The sequence below is a fragment of the Paenibacillus camelliae genome, from assembly GCF_023715345.1.
Taxonomy (GTDB): Bacteria; Bacillota; Bacilli; order Paenibacillales; family Paenibacillaceae; genus Pristimantibacillus; species Pristimantibacillus camelliae.
Genome location: NZ_JAMBNY010000023.1, coordinates 1 through 20655, shown reverse-complemented (window position 1 = coordinate 20655; position 20655 = coordinate 1). Strand labels below are relative to the sequence as shown.

Here is a 20655-nt window from a genome sequence, read left to right as displayed (position 1 = left end):
TCTTATCGAACGCGTAACCTATTGATTGAATTTGACTTGTTGACTTCTTGATTTGTTGTTATTGTTGATATAGATAAATATTTGAAATGTCATTGTCATATACTAAGTTGGTCTAGCCAGAGTATACAGGAATAGGTGGTGTAAAGTAGATGCAAGTAAAAGGACGTACGGTAGCCATGCTCGTTACGCTTTCTGTTTTCGCTACGATCCTAGTTACGATGTTTGTAACGGACAAGCTGGAAGAGGTGGTTCCCGTTGCAGCGTCAACGTCTGTCGCATCAGCGGCGACTGATCAAGGCACGAAAATGACCGAAGCAGAACTTAAGCAGTTAAATACGGTGCTTGATCTGCTGCAAACAAATTATGTAACGGAAATTGATCGCGAGAAATTGATTGATGGAGCGATCTCAGGCATGATGAATGCACTGGATGATCCATATTCCGTGTATATGGAAGCAGAGGTTGCAAATAGGTTTTCACAATCGATCGAGGGATCATTCTCTGGCATAGGAGCAGAGGTTTCTCTAGAAAACGGTCAGGTAGTTGTCGTGTCGCCAATCAAGGGCTCTCCTGCAGAGCGAGGTGGTCTGCTCGCAAAAGATATTATTTTATCAGTGAACGGAGAAAGCTTAGCTGGCCTAACACTACAAGAAGCTGTAGAGCTTATACGTGGAGAAAAAGGAACGAAAGCAAAGCTGGAAGTGATGCGAAGCGGACATTCCGATGCGATTACAGTCGTGTTAATTCGAGATGATATTGATATCGAGACGGTATATAGCGACATCGATGAGCAAGGCATTGGTCTAATCGAAATCACTCAGTTTTCGCAAAACACATCAGAGCGCTTTGCCGAAGAGCTCGCTGCACTTGAAGAAAAGGGTTTGAAGGGCTTAGTGATTGATGTTCGCAACAATCCGGGTGGCGTGCTGCAGGATGTTGTGGAAATCGCTCAGCTGATGATGAAGGAAGGCACTGTCGTTGTTCAGGTAGAAGGTCGTTCTGGCAAACGGGATAAAACCTACGCAACCGGCGGCGAGCAGAAGAAGTATCCAATTGCTGTGCTAACCAATGGTGGAAGTGCCAGCGCATCTGAGATATTAGCAGGTGCTTTACAGGAAGGCGCGGGAGCGACTGTAGTAGGCGAGCAAACCTATGGTAAGGGTACGGTTCAGGTTAGCTACAATCAGCTGTTTGATGATGGTGGACTAATTAAGATGACCATTGCTAAGTGGCTAACACCTAAGGGGAATTGGATCAATGAGACAGGGGTTACACCTAATATCGTTGTTGAACCACCGCTCGTTTACAGTATCGCTCGTCTGAATCTGAATGATGATGAGGAGCTGAAGGAAGATCAACTAAGCGAAAAGATCCGCAGTGCACAAATTATGCTGGATACGCTAGGCTATAGTGTTGATCGCGAGGATGGCTACTTTAGCAAGAAAACGAGTGAGGCCGTTCGTAAATTCCAAAAGGATCATTCCCTCAGCAGTACGGGCGTAATCAATAAGCAAACATCTGCCAAGTTGGAAGAAAAGATCATTGCGTTCATTCGAGACAAAGCGAATGATCCTCAGCTGCAAAAGGCTATAGAAATAGCTGGCAGGAAATAATCAATAGGTGTCGAATGATTTAAAGGTTGGTTTCTTTCTATAAGAGACCGCCTTTTTTGTTTTCGTCATCATATGATGAGAGGGTGTATGCTTTGAATCATGTAGAGCTATGGCTCATTTTAATAGGGAAGGCATTGCTGTCGTTGCTAATGCATCCGGTGTTTTATTTGTCGCTTATTTTTCTATTGCTTGTTTTTAGCTTTCGTACCAGATTGGAAAGAGCGATGTTCTCGGTAAGACTTCGAGCTTGGGTAAAGCCGTTCGTTTACGCGTTAATAGGTGGGGCAATAGCCTCCATTGCTGTATCTATCGTTACAGTATTGCTCGGATTTACCTTCTCTGCATCGACCGTGTGGTGGCTATGGGGCGTTTCGATCGTACTCATGCTGATTCGGTTGCGCTTTGCGGGTATTGTGTATAGCGCCTCGGTCGTTACGTTATTGCATTTGGCAGCCAAAGCGGTCGGACCGCTTACGCTAAATGATGTAGCTGGGGAGATCTATCAGTCACTGCTTGAGCTACAGCCCGTAAGCATACTGGTTGTCGCTTCGTTAATGTCGCTGGCACAATCGCTTTTAGTTAGATGGCAAGGGAAGCATTTTGTAAGTCCGATTTATATGTCAGGCAAGCGCGGCAAAGTGATCGGCGGCTATGTGCTTCAGGGCTATTGGGCAGCACCAATCTTTTTGTTCATGCCTGTAGCGTCAGATACGGCTGGTGCGGTATCCTTTGCTAGCCAAGCCATTCAGCCATTCTTTTTAACAGCTGGCACGGGAGCTTGGTTGTTGCTCGCCTGTCCGTTGCTGCTCGGTGTAACCGGCATGACACACTCCGTCAGTCCGGCTATGCTCATTAAGCGTATTTCTAATCAGTGGCTCGTTTACTCGGTACTGATTCTAACGATCTCTATTGCTTCTTGGTGGGTAACTCCATTGCTTTGGGTAGCTTCAATCGGTATGCTGCTCTCCTTTGAGCTCGTACATTGGATTAATCATTGGCATGAAAGCAAGTATGCTCCGCGCTATGGACCATTAGATAAAGGTCTGCGCGTACTGGCAATTGTCGAACATTCACCTGCTGTCCATATGGGAATAGAAGCGGGTGATACAGTACTTAAGGCGAACGGAAAGGCCGTAAATACATTAGATGAGCTATATGAAGCGATGTCGATCAATCCGGCATTCTGCAAGCTCGAGCTGTTAAACGTTAATGGAGATGTAAAGTTTGCACAGCGAGCAAGATTTTCTGATGAGCATCACCAGCTAGGAATTATTATGGCACCTGATGGTCATGCCAAGTATTTAGAGAATTATCGTGAACCGTCGTTATTCACCTTATTCGGACATAACAAGCTTAGAAGACAAGCGACGATGTCAGCAAGCGCAGACATAGCTAATTCATTGTAAGACTGCGCCAATAAGCCGCAAGAGCTCCATTATCGTGTAGCTCTTGCGGCTTTGCTATATTTAAGGCTATAATAGGTAAATGAGAACATACATTCTGTTTGTCTCATTGTTGAAAAGGTCTGTTTTTGACCATAATGAAGATATATTAGGTAAGTTGGACGGGAGGAAACTATGTCTCTTTTTGAAATTGTTTCGGATTATGCACCTAGAGGAGATCAGCCGAGGGCGATCAAGGAGCTTGTACAAGGACTTGAGAAAAATAAGCGGCACCAGACGCTGCTAGGAGCAACAGGAACAGGCAAAACGTATACGATAGCGAATGTGATTCAGCAGGTACAGCGGCCGACGCTAGTTATCGCACACAATAAAACGCTCGCAGCTCAGCTGTGCAGTGAGTTTAAATCGTTCTTCCCCAATAATGCGGTAGAATACTTTGTCAGCTATTATGACTACTATCAGCCTGAAGCCTATATCCCGTCAACCGATACCTTTATCGAGAAAGATTCCAGCATTAATGATGAGATAGATAAGCTGCGCCACTCTGCGACAAGCTCGCTGTTTGAGCGACGTGATGTCATTATTGTGGCCAGCGTATCTTGTATATATGGTTTAGGTTCGCCAGAAGAATACGGCAGCATGGTCGTTTCGTTGCGCGTTGGCATGGAAAAATCCCGTAATGAGATTCTGCATGAGCTAGTCGGGATTCAATATCAACGTAACGATATTAGCTTTACACGCGGTACGTTCCGCGTAAGAGGCGATGTTGTTGAAATATTCCCGGTTGCCAGCAACGAGCATGCCGTACGCATCGAGCTGTTCGGTGACGAGATTGAACGTATTGTTGAGATTGATGTGTTGACAGGTGAGGTGCTTGGCACGCGCGATCATATTGCGATCTTCCCCGCATCCCACTTCGTTACGCAAGAAGAAACGATGAAGCGCGCAATGGTCGACATTGAGCGAGAGCTTGAGGAAAGATTAGCGTATTTCCGAAGTGAAGGAAAGCTGCTGGAGGCGCAGCGTCTGGAGCAACGGACACGCTATGACTTGGAAATGATGGCGGAGATGGGCTTTTGCTCAGGCATCGAGAACTATTCAGGGCCGCTAACATTCAGAGAACGTGGAGCAACACCTTATACGCTGTTCGATTATTTTCCAGATGATATGCTCGTCGTTATTGATGAGTCACACGTATCGCTGCCGCAAATCCGAGCGATGTACAACGGCGACCGTGCACGTAAAGAGGTGCTCGTCAATCATGGCTTCCGCCTGCCTAGTGCGATGGATAACCGTCCGCTTCGCTTTGAGGAGTTCGAAGCGAAAACGAAGCAGCTGATTTACGTTTCTGCAACACCAGGTCCTTATGAGCTTGAGCATTGCCCAGAGATGGTCGAGCAGATTATTCGTCCAACGGGCTTGCTTGATCCGATTATAGAGGTACGTCCATCGAAGGGACAAATCGATGACCTTCTCCATGAGATTCAACTGCGGATTTCGAAGGATGAGCGTGTGCTTGTTACGACACTAACGAAAAAAATGGCAGAGGACCTGACGGACTATTTGAAGGATGTCGGCTTAAAGGTTCGTTATCTGCATTCTGAAATAAAAACGCTGGAGCGGTTAGCGATTATTCGTGATCTGCGCTTAGGTGTGTTTGATGTTCTAATCGGGATTAACCTGCTGAGGGAGGGACTTGACCTTCCAGAAGTCAGCTTAGTTGCGATATTAGATGCCGATAAGGAAGGCTTTCTTCGTTCTGAAAGATCCCTTATTCAGACGATCGGACGTGCAGCCCGTAATAGCGAGGGCATGGTTATTATGTATGGTGACAAGATTACCGATTCGATGGATAAAGCGTTAAAAGAGACGGCGCGCCGTCGTGAAATGCAAATTGCTTTTAATGAAAAGCATGGCATTACCCCTCAAACGATTCGCAAGCAAGTGCATAACGTGATTGAAGCAACGAAGGTCGCTGAGGATAAAGCCGACTATGTCGTTGATGGTGATAAGAAGCTGAGCAAGAAGGAGCGTACTGCTTTAATCGCACGCCTAGAAGCAGAGATGAAGGATGCAGCGAAAAACCTGCAGTTTGAGCGTGCAGCACAGCTGCGTGATGCTTTGCTGGAATTGAAGGCGGACCAATAGTAGGAGGTAGCAAGAGTGGCAAATGACAAAATTGTCGTAAAAGGCGCACGTGCGCACAATCTAAAAAATATTGATGTAACGATCCCGAGAGATAAGTTCGTTGTTCTAACGGGTTTGAGTGGATCAGGAAAATCGTCACTAGCCTTCGATACGATCTATGCGGAAGGCCAGCGCCGCTATGTAGAGTCTCTAAGTGCTTATGCTCGTCAGTTTCTTGGCCAGATGGATAAGCCGGATGTCGATTCGATTGAAGGCTTGTCACCGGCGATTTCGATCGACCAGAAAACAACAAGCCGTAACCCCCGTTCTACGGTGGGTACAGTTACCGAAATCTATGACTATCTACGTCTACTGTTCGCTCGAGTTGGTAAGCCGCACTGCCCGACGCACGGTATTGAGATTACATCACAAACGGTAGAGCAGATGGTTGATCGCATTATGGAGTATGAAGAGCGAACGAGAATGCAGATTCTAGCGCCTATCGTGTCTGGTCGTAAGGGAGAGCATATAAAGCTACTTGCAGACATGCAGAAGCAAGGCTATGTGCGTGTACGTGTAGATGGTGAAATTCGCGAGCTGAGTGAGGAAATAACACTCGATAAAAATAAAAAGCACAATATCGAGGTTGTTATCGACCGTATCATTGTAAAGCCGGATATTGAGTCTAGATTAGCGGATTCGATTGAGACAGCGCTGGAGCTGGGGGAAGGCAGAGTTCTCATTGATGTAATGGGACAAGAGAAAAACGAGGAGCTGCTGTTCAGCTCTAACCTCGCTTGTCCGGAGTGTGGCTTCAGTATTGATGAGCTTGCGCCTCGTATGTTTTCATTCAATAGTCCGTATGGTGCTTGTCCGGAGTGTGATGGGCTAGGCGTGAAGATGGTCGTAGATCCGGATCTGCTAATACCTGATTACAGCAAGTCAATTGAGGAAGGCGCCTTTCTAGCATGGGCCGGAAGCACTTCTAACTACTATCCTCAGTTTCTTAGATCCGTTGCTGAGCATTACAATATTCCGCAAGATGTCCCTGTTAGTGAGCTGACGAGCGAGCAGATGAAGAAGCTGCTCTACGGCACAGATGGACAGAAGGTGCGCTTTGTATACGAAAATGATTTCGGTGCACGCAAGGAGGCGTTTGTCGCTTTCGAGGGCATTGTTAACAATCTTGAGCGTCGCTATCGTGAAACACCATCAGAGATGATGCGTGAGCATATTGAAGGCTATATGAGCGCTAGGCCATGCCATAGCTGTAAAGGTCAGCGTCTGCGCAAGGAAACTCTTGCAGTTACGATTAATAAGCAAAACATTTCCCATGTAACCGACCTGTCGATTGGAGAGGCTAGAAATTATTTCGAGAGTTTAGAGCTGACTGACAAGGAAATGCAGATCGCAGGCTTAATTCTTAAGGAAATATCAGGTCGGCTTGGGTTTCTAGATAATGTAGGGCTTGAGTATTTAACGCTAAGCCGTGCAGCAGGGACGTTATCTGGCGGGGAAGCACAACGGATTCGACTTGCAACACAAATCGGCTCCAGCTTAATGGGCGTGCTCTACATTCTAGATGAGCCAAGCATTGGGCTGCATCAGCGTGACAATGACCGTTTAATTGAGGCGCTGCTGCATATGCGTGATCTAGGGAATACGTTAATCGTAGTAGAGCATGACGAGGACACGATGCTTGCTGCCGATTATATTGTTGATATCGGACCAGGGGCAGGGATTCATGGCGGACAGATTATTGCGCAGGGTACACCGAAGGAGCTGATGGAGAATGACGCTTCGTTGACGGGGCAGTATTTAAGCGGTAAAAAGTTTATCGAGGTTCCGCTGCAGCGTCGTGTGGTCAATGATCGCTGGATCGAGGTTGTTGGAGCGAAGGAGAACAACCTACGCAATCTAAGTGTAAAGATACCATTAGGCGTGTTTGTCGCTGTTACAGGCGTGTCCGGCTCTGGTAAGTCGACCTTCGTCAATGAGATTCTGTATAAGACGTTGGCACGCGATCTAAACCGTGCGAAAACACGACCTGGTGCACATAAGGAAATCCGTGGCTTAGAGCATATCGATAAAGTCATCGACATCGATCAATCTCCGATTGGTCGTACACCACGCTCTAATCCGGCGACATATACTGGTGTATTTGATGATATACGTGATCTATACTCCTCTACGAATGAAGCGAAGGTTCGCGGTTATAAGAAGGGTCGATTCAGCTTCAACATTAAAGGCGGGCGCTGCGAAGCTTGCCGAGGCGACGGCATCATCAAGATTGAGATGCACTTTTTGCCTGATGTGTATGTACCTTGTGAGATCTGTAAAGGGAAGCGATACAATCGTGAGACGCTCGAGGTAAAGTATAAAGGAAAAAACATTGCAGAAGTGCTAGATATGACCATCGAGGACGGATGTCAGTTCTTTGAAAACATCCCTAGAATACATCGTAAGCTGCAAACACTGCTCGATGTAGGCTTAGGTTATATGAAGCTAGGTCAGCCAGCGACGACGCTTTCTGGTGGGGAAGCGCAGCGCGTGAAGCTTGCTTCTGAGCTACACCGTCGCAGCACTGGCAAAACATTGTATATTCTAGATGAGCCGACAACAGGACTGCATGCGCATGACATTGCACGACTGCTGGAGGTGCTACATCGACTAGTGGATTCTGGCGAATCCGTACTAGTTATTGAGCATAATCTTGATGTTATTAAGACAGCCGATTACTTGATCGACTTAGGGCCTGAGGGCGGTAAGCACGGTGGAACGCTCGTTGCTGCAGGCTCTCCTGAGCAGGTTGTGAAGGTGAGTGGCTCCTATACAGGTAAGTATTTAGCACCTATTCTAGCGCGTGATACAGAGCGGACCCAAAAGCTTCACGCGGTTGAAGTGAAATGATTGTATCGGTTCAAAATGTAATAGAGAAGGCGATGACTGGAAATGCTAAGAAATAGCAGCTCATCGCCTGGCTCGTTGCTGATAGGGTGGAAATGTGAACAAAGTGTGACGAAATAACCAACATTTACTATTAATGCTTGCAACTTGTCAGTATTCCATATAGGATATATAAATAATAGGATACGTGTGATTAAAGGGAGGTCTCTTCATGTTTCTAGCACAAGTAGCAGAAGAAACAAGCAAGATCGATCCATTCGATTGGTTCATGCTTGCTTTCACAGTTATCATTGCAATTGGATTGTTTCGCTTGCTTAAAGCAAAGCCAAAAAAGAATGTCTTCGCAATCGGCTTTGCCTCTGTATCACTAGCGGTTTTTCTATTTATTGATTATGTAATGATCACAAAAGTATGGCTTGCCTAAACGTACATAAAAAAGAGTTCCACCGTTGATACGGTGGAACTCTTTTTTTTTGTTAAGGGTTATTCAACGTCGAATAAGTATTCATTAGTACCACGTGAGCCAAGGCCCCAGCTTCAAGTCCATCTTTCAGACGAAGCATAAGCTTTGGAATTCAAATAAGCGTCCAGTGTTACTTAGTTGTTCAAAAAGTCACCTTTCAGCACCGAGAAGGTTGGATAAAGCCGGAGACTGAGGAGCGCAGCGTACGTAGTTGGTACGTGAGCACCAGAAGACCCGTCTGAATTCAAGATTCGATGTGAATATACACTCAGTTTGACTTCGTGATCAAAGGTGGCTTTTAGAACTTTCCACTAAACCCACCACATTTCACCTAGTGGCTCACGGATTAGCACCTGCTGCAAATTCTGTACCGCTTTGGAGAAGCCTTCTTCTACAGACATAAGGCCGTCCTCATGCTCGATGCTGACAACGTAGTCGTAGCCAACAAGGCGAAGCTCACTAATAATATCTGCCCATGTTTTTAGGTCATGACCAAAGCCTACGCTGCGGAACTGCCAAGCACGATCAAGCATTTGTGTATAGCTTTGCATATCAGTGATACCATGCATATTTACGTTAACCGGATCAATCGTTGTATCTTTAGCATGGAAGTGATGGATTGCGCCAGCACGACCTAGAATACGGATCGCTTGCACTGGATCAATACCTTGCCACCACATATGACTTGGGTCAAGGTTAGCGCCGATCGCTTCACCTGTTGCCTCACGTAGACGAAGCATCGTTGCAGGACTGTGAACGGAGAAGCCGCCGTGCAGCTCAAGACCGATTTTCACACCAGCATCTGTTGCAACCTTATTAATATCTGACCAGTAAGGGATGACTTTTTGTTCCCACTGCCATTTTAGAATATCTTGATAGTCATTTGGCCATGGTGCAACTGGCCAGTTAGGATATTTCGCATCTTCATGATCACCAGGGCAACCAGAGAATGTATTCACAACTGGAACCTCTAGGCGATTAGCAAGCTCGATCGTTTTACGAATTACGGAATCGTCAGCTTGAGCAAGCGCTTTCTGAGGGTGCAGTGGATTAGAGTGGCAGCTAAGCGCACTAATGATAAGACCGCGAGATTCAACAGCCTGCTTGAATGCTTTCAGCTTACCAGCATCAGCAAGTAGTTCATCCGGATCGCAGTGTGCATTGCCTGGATAACCGCCTGTACCGATCTCAACAGCTTCCAATCCTTTCTCTGCAATGTAATCAAGTGCTTCCTCAAATGGCTTTTGTGCAAATAGAACAGCAAATACGCCTAGTTTCATAAGTAATAACCTCCTATGGATTGGTTAATAATGGTGATGAGTTGATTTCTGACTCTACTACTATAATGCCCTTAACGATCTGGAACTTCAAGACAAAGAACAAAATCGCATAATTATTAGACAAAACTGCAATAATGCACGGATGGCAGGAATGTCTTGTAGAATATATTGCTCAGCTTTGTTACACTATTAACTAGAAAATTGATAGCTAGTCAAATAGCATAACGTAGCTATAAACGAGTGAGAGGAATCTTAAAATGACTTTAACAAGATCAGATATTGAGCTTTTAGCACCAGCAGGTGACTGGGAATGTATGCGTGCTGCCGTTGCTAATGGTGCGGATGCCATATTTTTCGGCGTTGAAAAATTTAACGCACGAGCAAGAGCGAATAACTTTAGAAGTGAAGAGCTGCCTGAAATCATGGCGTTCCTTCATACGTATGGTGTGAAGGGCTTTTTGACGTTTAATATTTTAGTTTTTGAGGACGAGCTGAGAGATGCTCAAACTTTAATAGAAATGTGTATCGATGCAGGTGTCGATGCTGTCATTGTTCAGGACCTAGGATTAGTTAAGCTAATCCGCGAGCTTTCGCCGGATTTCCCGATTCACGGCTCTACGCAAATGACGATTACTTCTCCAGAAGCGGTTGAGTTTACGAAGCCATTTGATATGGAGCGCGTCGTACTTGGTCGTGAAAACAATTTGAAGCAAATTAAAACGATTGGCGATCAAGCGAAGCTGCCGATGGAAGTGTTTGTGCACGGTGCTTTGTGTGTGTCTTATTCTGGGCAATGCTTAACCTCAGAAATGTGGGGCGGTCGCTCTGCCAATCGTGGTGAATGCGCACAAGCGTGCCGTTTGCCGTATGATTTGATCGTAGATGGTGAGAAAAAGCCGATGGGAGACGTGGCTTACCTCCTTTCACCGAAGGATCTGGCAGCAATTGAGCTTGTTCCAGAGCTGATCGAAGCCGGTGTTACCTCCTTTAAAATCGAGGGTCGACTAAAAAGCCCGGAATATGTAGCTAACGTTGTAAGCAAATATCGCAAAGCCATTGATAAATATTTCGATGGAGATCGTTCAAAACCTTCCAAGGAAGAAATCCGTGAGCTGCAGCAAAGCTTCTCACGTGGCTTCACGCATGGATTCCTAGAAGGAACAAACAATAAGCAGCTTGTCGATGGTACATTCCCGAAGAGCCGCGGCGTATACCTTGGTAAAGTCGAACGTATTATGCGTGATGCGGTAACGGTTCGTCTGGAAGCTCCATTGAAACGAGGCGACGGTATTGTGTTCGATGCGGGTGACCCAACGAAGAAGGAAGAAGGCGGACGCGTCTACGATATTAGACGTCAGGGTGTGAAGCTAGAGAATGAAGCGGCAGAAGGACTTGTCATTGAGCTTGTTCCTGGCCGTAATGATATAGATTTGCGTAAGGTGCATGTTGGTGATCGGATCTGGAAGACGAATGACCCTGCGCTAGACCGTGCCCTTCGTGCGTCCTACGAAACAGAAAAGCCTTACCGTGTATTCCCTCTTCATGTACAAGTTACTGGGGAGGCTGGCAAACCGCTGCACACGGTATGGACAGATGTCGAGAAGCAGATTAGCGTGACCGTTGAATCTGAGCTTCTGCTAGAGGAAGCGTTGAAGCGTCCGATGGATGCGGAGCTGCTATCTGAGCAGCTTGGACGATTAGGCGGAACGATTTATCAGCTGGATCAGCTAGAGGTAGCCTTGAAGGGTGAGCTTATACTGCCGATTCGTGAGCTCAATCGTCTGCGCAGAGAAGCTGTCGAGCAGCTGGCAGGCGAGAGACCGAAGCCGCCAGTTTATACAAAGCGTCAAGTCGATGCAATGGATGATGCTTTCGATAATGTGAAGCAGCTGAAGCCATTAAGCAGTGGCCGTGATGCTAAACTATCTGTACTATGTCGCACACTAGAGCAGGTCGAGGGTGCCATTAAGGCAGATGCCGATTATATCATTGCTGACTTTGAATTTATTAAGCAGTTCCCAGCTGCCATTGAGCTAGCTCGTACTGCAGGCAAGCGTATTGCGCTCGCAACACCACGGATTCATATGCCGAATGAAAATGGTTACCATGCCAACATTCTTAAGCTGAAGCCGGATGCGGTGCTTGTTCGCAATACAGGAGCGCTTTATTACTATATGCGTGCGAAAGCACAAAACCCAGATGCGCCATTCCCGCGTTTAATTGGTGATTTCTCATTAAATATTGCTAACCACAAGGCAGTTCAGCTGTTTTTAGATAGTGGACTTGATACGGTGACGCCTTCCTACGACTTGAACATTCAGCAAATGGTCGATTTGCTTGAGCGTGCTGATACGAGCAACATCGAGGTCGTTATCCATCAGCATTTGCCGATGTTCCATACAGAGCATTGTGTGTACTGTACATTTTTAAGTGAAGGTACCGACTATACAAACTGTGGCAGACCTTGCGAATCTCATCGAGCATCCTTGCAGGATCGTATCGGAATGAGTCATCCCGTTCGCGTGGATGAGGGCTGCCGTAATACGGTATACAACGCGATTGAGCAATCGGGTGCGGAGTACCTTAAAAACTTTATAGAGCTCGGTGTATCACAATACCGTGTAGAATTTTTAGAAGAAAGCGCGGAGAAGGTGCAAGAGGTACTGAAGCTTTACCGTCAAGCGCTTGATGGCAGCATTAGTGGTACGCAAGTATGGCGCAGCCTAAAGGCAACAAACCAGCTTGGTGTCACACGTGGTCAACTCGTAAAGTAATGCATTGAATCAACGAAGAAGGAGGTCAAGTCGAACGCGTGGCTTGGCCTTTTTTAGAGGTTATTCAAAAAACGCAACTGCAAACGATATGCACGGGGCTGTAATCGCACTTTTTGAATAGACACTTTTAAGTGATAAGGCGGGGGAGGGAAAACATGGATACTGGATGGTATGCAAATTGGCAGCATGTATTCAAGCTTGATCCAGATAAAGAAATTAGTGACGAGGCTTTAGATCAGCTATGTATGTCAGGCACAGATGCCATCATCATTGGCGGTTCAAGTGGCGTAACGTTTGACAACACGGTTGATCTGCTGGCGAGAGTTCGTCGCTACAGTGTCGACTGTGCGTTAGAGGTATCGACGATGGATGGGGCGGTGCCCGGCTTTGACGGCTACTTTGTTCCATTTGTATTAAATACGAAGCAGGCTGACTGGCTGATGCTGAAGCAGCTTGAAGGGCTTCAGGAATATGGACATTTTATACCGTGGGAGATGACGACCGCTTCAGGCTATATCGTTCTAAATGAACAGAGCACTGCCGCTAAGGTGTCCGGCGCAGAAGCGAATCTATCGGAGCAAGAGATTCTGCCGTATCTATGGATGGCGGATCGTTTACTCAGACTGCCTGTCGTTTATCTTGAATATAGCGGAACGTTTGGTGATATGAATGTGCTGGCCCGAGCAGCAAGCGAGCTAGAGCAAGCGCATCTTATCTATGGTGGCGGTATCGACAACGCCGAGAAAGCAGCGCAGGCTGCGGCCCATGCACACACCGTCGTGGTGGGTAATGTCGTTTATGATAACTTGAAAGCAGCACTAGCAACCGTCGAAGCGGTTAAGTCTGTACAAGTAAGTAAGCAGTAAAGGAGTGAGGGTGATGTTTAATTACATTAATATTGATGATGCGGTGGCCAAGCTTAATGCACCTCAGCGTGAGGCGGTACAGACAACAGATGGCCCTTTGCTAATTATGGCGGGTGCAGGCAGTGGTAAGACGAGAGTACTTACACACCGCATTGCCTATCTTATAGAGAAAAAACGTGTGGCGCCGTGGAGTATATTAGCGATAACCTTTACGAACAAGGCCGCACGTGAAATGCAGGAGCGGGTTAGTTCGCTTGTTGGTCCATCTGGACGCGATATATGGGTATCTACGTTTCACTCGATGTGTGTTCGCATTCTTCGTAAGGATATTGATCGCATTGGATTTAGCTCTAATTTTTCTATTTTAGATTCTGCTGATCAGCTGTCCGTCATTCGTGGCTGTATGAAGGACGAAAACATCGATGTGAAAAAGTTTGAACCGAAGGCCGTTCAAGCAGCGATCAGCTCAGCGAAAAACGAATTGATCAGCCCTGAACGTTATGAAGAGAAGGTAGGAGACTACTTCCAAGGCATCGTAGCGAAAATATATAAGATGTATCAGAAGCGTCTAAAAAATAATAACTCGCTTGATTTCGACGATCTTATTATGATGACGATTCGTCTGTTTAAAGAAGTTCCAGAGGCGCTCAACTTCTATCAGAACAAGTTCCGTTATATTCACGTCGATGAGTATCAGGATACGAACCGTGCGCAATATATGCTAGTTCGCATGCTAGCTGATGCACATCACAATATTTGTGTTGTAGGGGATAGCGATCAGTCGATCTATCGCTGGCGTGGTGCAGATATTAGCAACATCCTGAACTTTGAGGATGATTATCCTGAGGCGAAGACGATTCTGCTGGAGCAAAACTATCGTTCGACCTCTACCATATTGAATGCAGCAAATGCCGTCATCTCTAACAACACGGGCAGAAAATCGAAAAAGCTGTGGACCGATCAAGGCGAAGGCAATAAGATCTATGTCTATTACGGAGACAGCGAGCGAGATGAAGGCTACTTTGTTACGGGTGTCATTCAGAAAAATCGTAGTAATCAACATAAATATCGCGATCATGCGATTCTATACCGTACGAACGCTCAGTCGCGTATTATTGAGGAAACGTTAATCAAGTCTGACATCCCTTATCAAATCGTAGGCGGTATTAAGTTCTATGATCGTAAAGAGATCAAGGATATATTAGCTTACTTGCGATTGATCTCGAACCCAGACGATGATATTAGCCTGCAGCGTATTATTAATGTGCCTAAACGCGGCATCGGGGATACAACGATTGCTAAGCTTGCACAGGCAGCAACGGCACAGGGTGTGTCGATGTATCGTATTCTGTTCCAGCTAGATATGGTCGATGTGAAGGGCAAGACGAGGGATCAGCTGCAAAGCTTTGGTCATATGATTAGCAGTCTGCATAGTCAAGTGGATGAGCTAACGGTAACGGAGCTTACTGAAAAAGTACTGGAAATGTCCGAATATAAGCTTGAGCTGCAGCGCGAACAAACGCTCGAGTCGCAATCACGCATTGAGAACATCGAGGAGTTTCTATCGGTAACGCAGGATTTTGAACAACGCAATGAAGATCGCACATTGGTTGCCTTCTTAACAGATCTAGCGTTGATCGCAGATATTGACTCGATGAATGACGATAAGGAAGATGTCGATGCTTCCGATGCCGTTGTGCTCATGACGATGCATAGTGCGAAGGGTCTCGAGTTTCCGATCGTATTTATCGTTGGGATGGAGGAGTCGATCTTCCCTCACTCTCGTGCATTTACGGATGATGAGGAGCTGGAGGAGGAGCGTCGTCTTGCCTATGTTGGTATTACGCGCGCCGAGAAGCAGCTATATTTAACCTCTGCAAAAATGCGGACGTTATTTGGCCGTACGTCAGTCAATATGCCTTCGCGCTTCCTTAAGGAGATTCCAAGTGAATTGCTAGAAAGCAATCAAGCCGATGTGGTCGATGGCAGCTTCCCTCGTGGCTTTGGCGGCTTAGGCTCTGGCCGACCGAATAGCTTCGGCACAAGATCCGATAGCAATCAGGCTGGCTTTGGCTATGGCAGCAGAGGTAATCAAGGAGGCTATAGCAGCAGAGGCTCAGCAGGACAAGGCTATCCGACGAGACCGAGCGCAGGTACAGCTCGTCCTACGGTTACTGTAACCTCCAGCCTCGATGCTGCGAGGAAGAATGCCCATACTCAGGATAATGGATCGGTAAGCTATGCAGCGGGCGATAAAGTTGCGCATGGCAAATGGGGAGAAGGTACTGTCATTGCTGTTCGAGGCAAAGACAACGACATGGAGCTGCAAATTGCTTTCCCTGCCCCAGTAGGAATTAAAAAGCTATTAGCAAGCTTTGCCCCGATAAAAAAGGTATAATAGAGTAAGTAAACGGTGAAACCGTGAGCGATCATGTTTCACCGTTTATAATATGGTAATGCTGTAAAGTAGAATCGGTTGAAGATGGAGGAATGTTGATGTTGACGAATCAGGATCAGCAGAGAATGGAACAGCTTATAGCTGAGTTGAATGAGCACAATTATCGTTATTACACACTGGACACGCCAGAGATCTCAGATGCGGAATATGATAGGCTGTACGATGAGCTTGTCAGTTTGGAGACTACACTTGGTGTCGTGCTGCCGAGTTCCCCAACGCAGCGTGTCGGTCATACGATATTGTCTGGCTTTGAGCAGCATAGACATCTTGCGCGGCTATGGAGTTTGGATAAAGCACAAAACCTGGAGCAGCTATATGCTTGGGAAGCGAGATTGAAGCGGGCCATCTCAGATTATAATGCTAAAAATCCATCTACACCTCTGCCAGATCCGACCTATGTTATGGAGTTGAAATTCGACGGGCTCACGCTGAATTTAACGTATGAGCAAGGGCAGCTTATTCAGGCGGCTACTCGTGGAAACGGCACAGTTGGAGAATCGATTCTAGCACAAGTGAAAACGATTAATTCGATTCCACTATCCATTGACTATACCGATGGTGTCATCGAAGTACAGGGCGAAGGCATTATGACGTTATCTAGCCTCGCTCGCTATAATGAAACGGCAGAAGAGCCGTTGAAAAATGCGCGCAATGCAGCGGCTGGTGCACTTCGTAATTTAAATCCCGCGGTTACAGCAAGTCGCAAGCTGGACGCCTTTATATACAATGTTGGCTATGCAGAAGGGGTTACGTTCGATAACCATAAGCAGCTGCAGCAGTTTTTGAAGGATAATCGCTTCAAGGTTAACCCATATATTATCTATGCAGACGATTTGAAGCAGTTCGAAGATGAGCTTATTGCTTTAGCGGAGCGTAGAAATGAGCTCGATTTTCTTATTGATGGAGCTGTTATTAAAGTTCAGGATATGCGGACACGTGAAGCGCTTGGCTACACGGATAAGTTTCCTCGCTGGGCAGTTGCCTTTAAGTTCGAGGCAGAGGAAGCAGAAACAACGCTGCTATCTGTTTCATGGGAAGTAGGGCGTACAGGGAAGATTACACCGGTTGCAAAGGTCGAAGCTGTTGAACTGGCTGGTGTCACCGTACAAAACTGCACACTTAACAATATGGGCGATATCGAACGGAAAAATTTGAAGTTTGCGCTTGGAACGTTAGTTGCGATTCGTCGATCGAATGATGTTATTCCAGAAATACTCGGAAAGGTCGATGAGGAGCTAGGAGAGGAAATTGTATTCCCAGATAAATGTCCATCATGTGGCTCTGAGCTCGAGCAGCGCGGTGCGCATTTGTTCTGTAACAACAAACTAGGCTGTGAACCGCAAATGATTGGTCGAATTACTCATTTTGCTGCACGTGATGCGATGGACATCGAATCATTCAGCATTATGACGGCTGAGCAGTTATATCGTGAGTGTGGTGTAAAGGATCCGGCAGATCTATATAAGCTAACATTTGATGATTTAATTAAGCTAGAGCGATTCGGCCAGAAGAAGGCACAAAAGCTGCTGGATGCGATTGAGCATTCAAAAACGCGGGAGCTTTCCTCGTTCTTATTCGCCTTAGGTATTCCTAACACAGGAAAAACTACTGCAAAAACTTTGGCTGATCACTACAATAGCCTAGATGCAGTCATGCAGGCTACGACGGATGAACTCGTGCAGCTTCAGGATATTGGACTTATCGTTGCTGAAAGTATCGTAAGCTTCTTTAATGATCCTGACGTGCAGCAAAGCGTTGCGGCGATGCTGGAAGCGGGCGTTGCTCCTCAGACTGAGCAGATAGCGACGGTTGCATCGGAAGATCATCCGTTATTCGGGAAGACAATCGTTATCACAGGAACACTGCCAACGCTTGGCCGTGACGAGCTAACGAAAATGCTAGAGGCTTGCGGAGCGAAGGTGACAGGCAGCGTCTCGAAGAAGACAGATCTTGTCATCGCTGGTGAGAAAGCGGGAAGTAAGCTGACTAAAGCGCAGCAGCTTGGCATTACGATTATTGAAGATGAAGCTCAGGTGCTTCAGATGATCGAAGGCTAGAAGATTGACTTCGATGACTAGATGCTAGATTGGTCATACGAAAAGTAAGCTCAAATGTATTAGATACTAATTAAATGTCTTTAGAGTTAAATATCGTTTTAATTAAGCTTTGTTGCGAGAGCATACAAGAAGCCTGTTGATACCTTCAACAGGCTTCTTGTTGTAATGGCTACCTCATTGTTTTGTTTCTCTATCTGACAGCTAGATCATAATCTTTTATGCTATGAGGGCGTGATCGCCCTACTTGTTGTTGTTCAGTCGATATTTTCCACATTTGTCATTAGGGGTGCTTGATATCGTCTAGCCGGATCCTTGTTGTGATTGATGGCAATTTGTGAATTACTGTTCGTATTTTATTCACGGATCGTTGCCAATTGTTGTGATTTTAATCACGCTTAGCATTAAATGCGCAGAGGTATACTTTATACAGATGATAATGAAAGGAAGCGTGATTATGTTAAGTGAACAAACGATTAAGGTTATAAAATCTACAGTGCCCGTACTAGAGGTACATGGTACGGCCATAACGAAACGGTTCTATCAGATGCTATTTTCTAATCATCCAGAATTACTGAATGTTTTTAATCATATAAACCAAAAACAAGGTAGACAGCCTGCAGCATTGGCTAATGCGGTGTACGCTGCAGCAGCCAACATCGATAATCTCGGACAAATTCTTCCTGTCGTTAAGCAAATTGCACATAAGCATAGAAGTCTTGGCATCACAGCTGATCAATATCCAATTGTAGGCGAAAACCTACTTGCAGCGATTAAGGATGTACTGGGAGATGCGGCGTCGGATGAGATTATTCAAGCATGGGCAGAAGCATATGGTGTGATTGCCCAAGTATTTATCGATGTGGAAGCAGAGATGTATAAAGAAGCAGAACAGCAACCTGGAGGCTGGAAAGGCTTTAGATCGTTTATCGTCAAGCGCAAAGAAGTAGAAAGTGATGTGATTACATCATTTTATCTGTATCCCGAGGATGGTCAGCCCATTGCAGATTTCACGCCAGGACAATATATAACGGTGAAGGTGAAAATTCCAGGCGAGGAGTATACACATCTGCGTCAATATAGTCTGTCAGATAAACCAGGGCAAAGCCATTACAGAATTAGTGTTAAGCGTGAGGATGACGGCGAACAAAAACCTGGAGGTAAGGTATCTCAGTATCTGCACAATAGCATCAATGAAGGCGATACAATAGAGCTTTCTGCGCCTGCAGGAGATTTCACATTAGATCTCAACGATCATCGCCCAGTTGTATTAATAAGCGGCGGGGTAGGTCTTACACCAATGGTAAGTATGCTGAACACCATTGTTGAGACAACACCGGAAAGATCAGTTACCTTTATTCATGCTGCCCGCAATAGTGAGGTTCATGCGATGAAGAAAGCGATCAGCGAGCTAGCAGAGGATAAGTCTCAAGTGAAGGTATATTGGTGCTATAGTGAGCCTACAGCGGAGGATGTGCGTAATAAAAGTTTTGACAAGGAAGGCTTTATTACTGCAGATTGGTTGCAGGAAATTACTCCTGGCACTGATGCAGTATACTACTTCTGCGGCCCAGTGCCATTTATGAAGGAAGTAAATTCGGCCTTGCGAGCACTACAAGTACCAGCTGACCAAGTACACTATGAATTCTTTGGTCCAGCAGGCAGCTTGGAGTAGGATGATTGCTTTGTCGACTGCTCTCTTAATAAGCGATTGACCGTTTCACGTCTTAAGCCGATGAATTGACCGATTTCTTCTTGCGTCAATAGCTCGCGAATGTCCGTGATGCCGATATATCGTTCGAACCAAGCTTGAAGCTTTACTAGTCGGTTTAGTGGTGTTACTTCTGTTAGCTGATCGATTCGTTGCTGCATGGAGCGAAGACGCTCCTGCAGCCGTAGGGCGATATCTCGACAAAGCTCAGCGTCTTGTGCAACGGATCGATACCAGCTATTTGTATCTATCATCTCAACCTCACAAGTTACTAATGCGATAGCTGTACCATGATAAGGATTGGCAGTTATAAGCGAATGGTGCGGAATGATTTCATCGGGTGTAATAATGTTCATTAATGTCTGTGTGCCGTCTTCATGAAGACGGCTTATTTTTAGCATGCCGCTTTTTAAATGAAATAGAGGTCCTAGCTCGCCTTGACGGAATAATACTTCACCTTTATGGATAATCATGCTCATTGCTCCTTTGGATATGAACTGTAACAGGAGAACAGTTACATGAATAATTAAGTGGTACACTTTCTATCATAACCTAATCAGTGGCTTCGAGTTAATAAAGTAACCGAAGAAACGGTACATCTCCTATTAAGATAAAATTCTTTTCGTCGTTATAGGATAGCTTAATGAAGCAGTGGTGAATAAATGAACTGGATATAATTACAAGTTGTAATAAGTGTACGAGCGTGATATATTATTACTTGTCACTTCGCAACACCGACACGATTCAATACAACTTAAAAAAAGTTGTTGACGAATTAGTCAGAAGCTGATAACATAATATCTTGTTACCGCATCGGTAACCGAAAGTTCTTTGAAAACTGAACAAATGGAACACGTCAATTAATAAAGTTTTATAATGAGCAATCAAACACTTTAATGGAGAGTTTGATCCTGGCTCAGGACGAACGCTGGCGGCGTGCCTAATACATGCAAGTCGAGCGGACTTGATGGAGTGCTTGCACTCCTGAGAGTTAGCGGC

At 45.7% G+C, this 20655-nt stretch carries 12 protein-coding genes and 1 rRNA gene; 11 read left to right on the top strand and 2 right to left on the bottom strand.

Annotated features, from left to right (window positions below; translation table 11 throughout):
• Nucleotides 1-149 precede the first annotated feature (149 nt).
• From M3180_RS21585 to M3180_RS21565, 5 genes are all read left to right on the top strand, one after another.
• On the top strand, nucleotides 150-1613 hold the full coding sequence (locus M3180_RS21585; protein WP_251671363.1) for a S41 family peptidase: 1464 nt from the start codon (nucleotides 150-152) through the stop codon (nucleotides 1611-1613).
• A gap of 92 nt (nucleotides 1614-1705) precedes the next feature.
• Nucleotides 1706-3019, top strand: a complete 1314-nt coding sequence (locus M3180_RS21580) for a PDZ domain-containing protein (RefSeq protein ID WP_251671361.1) — start codon at nucleotides 1706-1708, stop codon at nucleotides 3017-3019.
• A 171-nt stretch (nucleotides 3020-3190) separates the two neighbouring features.
• Entirely contained in the window at nucleotides 3191-5164 is a 1974-nt protein-coding gene (gene uvrB / locus M3180_RS21575; protein WP_251671360.1) for an excinuclease ABC subunit UvrB, read from the top strand.
• 15 nt (nucleotides 5165-5179) lie between these two features.
• Nucleotides 5180-8053 carry an excinuclease ABC subunit UvrA gene (gene uvrA, locus M3180_RS21570; protein ID WP_251671358.1) on the top strand — a complete coding sequence of 958 codons (2874 nt, stop codon included), beginning with the start codon at nucleotides 5180-5182 and terminating at the stop codon, nucleotides 8051-8053.
• A gap of 208 nt (nucleotides 8054-8261) precedes the next feature.
• Nucleotides 8262-8474 carry a hypothetical protein gene (locus M3180_RS21565; protein WP_251671356.1) on the top strand — a complete coding sequence of 71 codons (213 nt, stop codon included), beginning with the start codon at nucleotides 8262-8264 and terminating at the stop codon, nucleotides 8472-8474.
• Nucleotides 8475-8824: 350 nt separating this feature from the next.
• Here M3180_RS21565 and M3180_RS21560 read toward each other — a convergent pair whose 3' ends face one another.
• The gene (locus tag M3180_RS21560; protein ID WP_251671354.1) at nucleotides 8825-9793 is read right to left on the bottom strand and encodes a sugar phosphate isomerase/epimerase family protein; all 969 of its coding nucleotides are present in this window, start codon (nucleotides 9791-9793) and stop codon (nucleotides 8825-8827) included.
• Nucleotides 9794-10050: 257 nt separating this feature from the next.
• Between M3180_RS21560 and M3180_RS21555 the strand changes: the two genes are divergently transcribed.
• The 5 genes from M3180_RS21555 to hmpA all read left to right on the top strand — a co-directional run bounded on the left by M3180_RS21555 (nucleotide 10051) and on the right by hmpA (nucleotide 19620).
• Complete coding sequence (locus tag M3180_RS21555) at nucleotides 10051-12567, top strand: U32 family peptidase (protein ID WP_251671352.1); 2517 nt, start codon at nucleotides 10051-10053, stop codon at nucleotides 12565-12567.
• Nucleotides 12568-12722: 155 nt separating this feature from the next.
• Nucleotides 12723-13433: a heptaprenylglyceryl phosphate synthase gene (gene pcrB / locus M3180_RS21550; RefSeq protein WP_251671350.1), complete on the top strand. Its 711-nt coding sequence runs from the start codon at nucleotides 12723-12725 to the stop codon at nucleotides 13431-13433.
• A 13-nt stretch (nucleotides 13434-13446) separates the two neighbouring features.
• The gene (gene pcrA / locus M3180_RS21545) at nucleotides 13447-15831 is read left to right on the top strand and encodes a DNA helicase PcrA (protein WP_251671349.1); all 2385 of its coding nucleotides are present in this window, start codon (nucleotides 13447-13449) and stop codon (nucleotides 15829-15831) included.
• 98 nt (nucleotides 15832-15929) lie between these two features.
• Nucleotides 15930-17948, top strand: a complete 2019-nt coding sequence (gene ligA, locus M3180_RS21540) for an NAD-dependent DNA ligase LigA (RefSeq protein WP_251671347.1) — start codon at nucleotides 15930-15932, stop codon at nucleotides 17946-17948.
• A 454-nt stretch (nucleotides 17949-18402) separates the two neighbouring features.
• Nucleotides 18403-19620: an NO-inducible flavohemoprotein gene (hmpA, locus tag M3180_RS21535; protein WP_251671345.1), complete on the top strand. Its 1218-nt coding sequence runs from the start codon at nucleotides 18403-18405 to the stop codon at nucleotides 19618-19620.
• Here hmpA and M3180_RS21530 read toward each other — a convergent pair.
• Nucleotides 19584-20129, bottom strand: a complete 546-nt coding sequence (locus tag M3180_RS21530; RefSeq protein ID WP_251671344.1) for a Crp/Fnr family transcriptional regulator — start codon at nucleotides 20127-20129, stop codon at nucleotides 19584-19586. The two genes, hmpA and M3180_RS21530, sit on opposite strands and share 37 nt — an antisense overlap.
• 420 nt (nucleotides 20130-20549) lie before the next feature.
• Here M3180_RS21530 and M3180_RS21525 point away from each other — a divergent pair.
• A 16S ribosomal RNA gene (locus tag M3180_RS21525) occupies nucleotides 20550-20655 on the top strand; the annotation flags it as partial.

What these genes read in the sequence shown, in the direction of transcription:
- M3180_RS21585 (WP_251671363.1), top strand. Translation starts at nt 150, where the DNA reads ATGCAAGTAAAAGGACGTACGGTAGCCATGCTCGTTACGCTTTCTGTT.
- uvrB (WP_251671360.1), top strand. Translation starts at nt 3,191, where the DNA reads ATGTCTCTTTTTGAAATTGTTTCGGATTATGCACCTAGAGGAGATCAG.
- M3180_RS21565 (WP_251671356.1), top strand. Translation starts at nt 8,262, where the DNA reads ATGTTTCTAGCACAAGTAGCAGAAGAAACAAGCAAGATCGATCCATTC.
- M3180_RS21560 (WP_251671354.1), bottom strand. Translation starts at nt 9,793, where the DNA reads ATGAAACTAGGCGTATTTGCTGTTCTATTTGCACAAAAGCCATTTGAG.
- M3180_RS21555 (WP_251671352.1), top strand. Translation starts at nt 10,051, where the DNA reads ATGACTTTAACAAGATCAGATATTGAGCTTTTAGCACCAGCAGGTGAC.
- pcrB (WP_251671350.1), top strand. Translation starts at nt 12,723, where the DNA reads ATGGATACTGGATGGTATGCAAATTGGCAGCATGTATTCAAGCTTGAT.
- pcrA (WP_251671349.1), top strand. Translation starts at nt 13,447, where the DNA reads ATGTTTAATTACATTAATATTGATGATGCGGTGGCCAAGCTTAATGCA.
- ligA (WP_251671347.1), top strand. Translation starts at nt 15,930, where the DNA reads ATGTTGACGAATCAGGATCAGCAGAGAATGGAACAGCTTATAGCTGAG.
- hmpA (WP_251671345.1), top strand. Translation starts at nt 18,403, where the DNA reads ATGTTAAGTGAACAAACGATTAAGGTTATAAAATCTACAGTGCCCGTA.
- M3180_RS21530 (WP_251671344.1), bottom strand. Translation starts at nt 20,129, where the DNA reads ATGATTATCCATAAAGGTGAAGTATTATTCCGTCAAGGCGAGCTAGGA.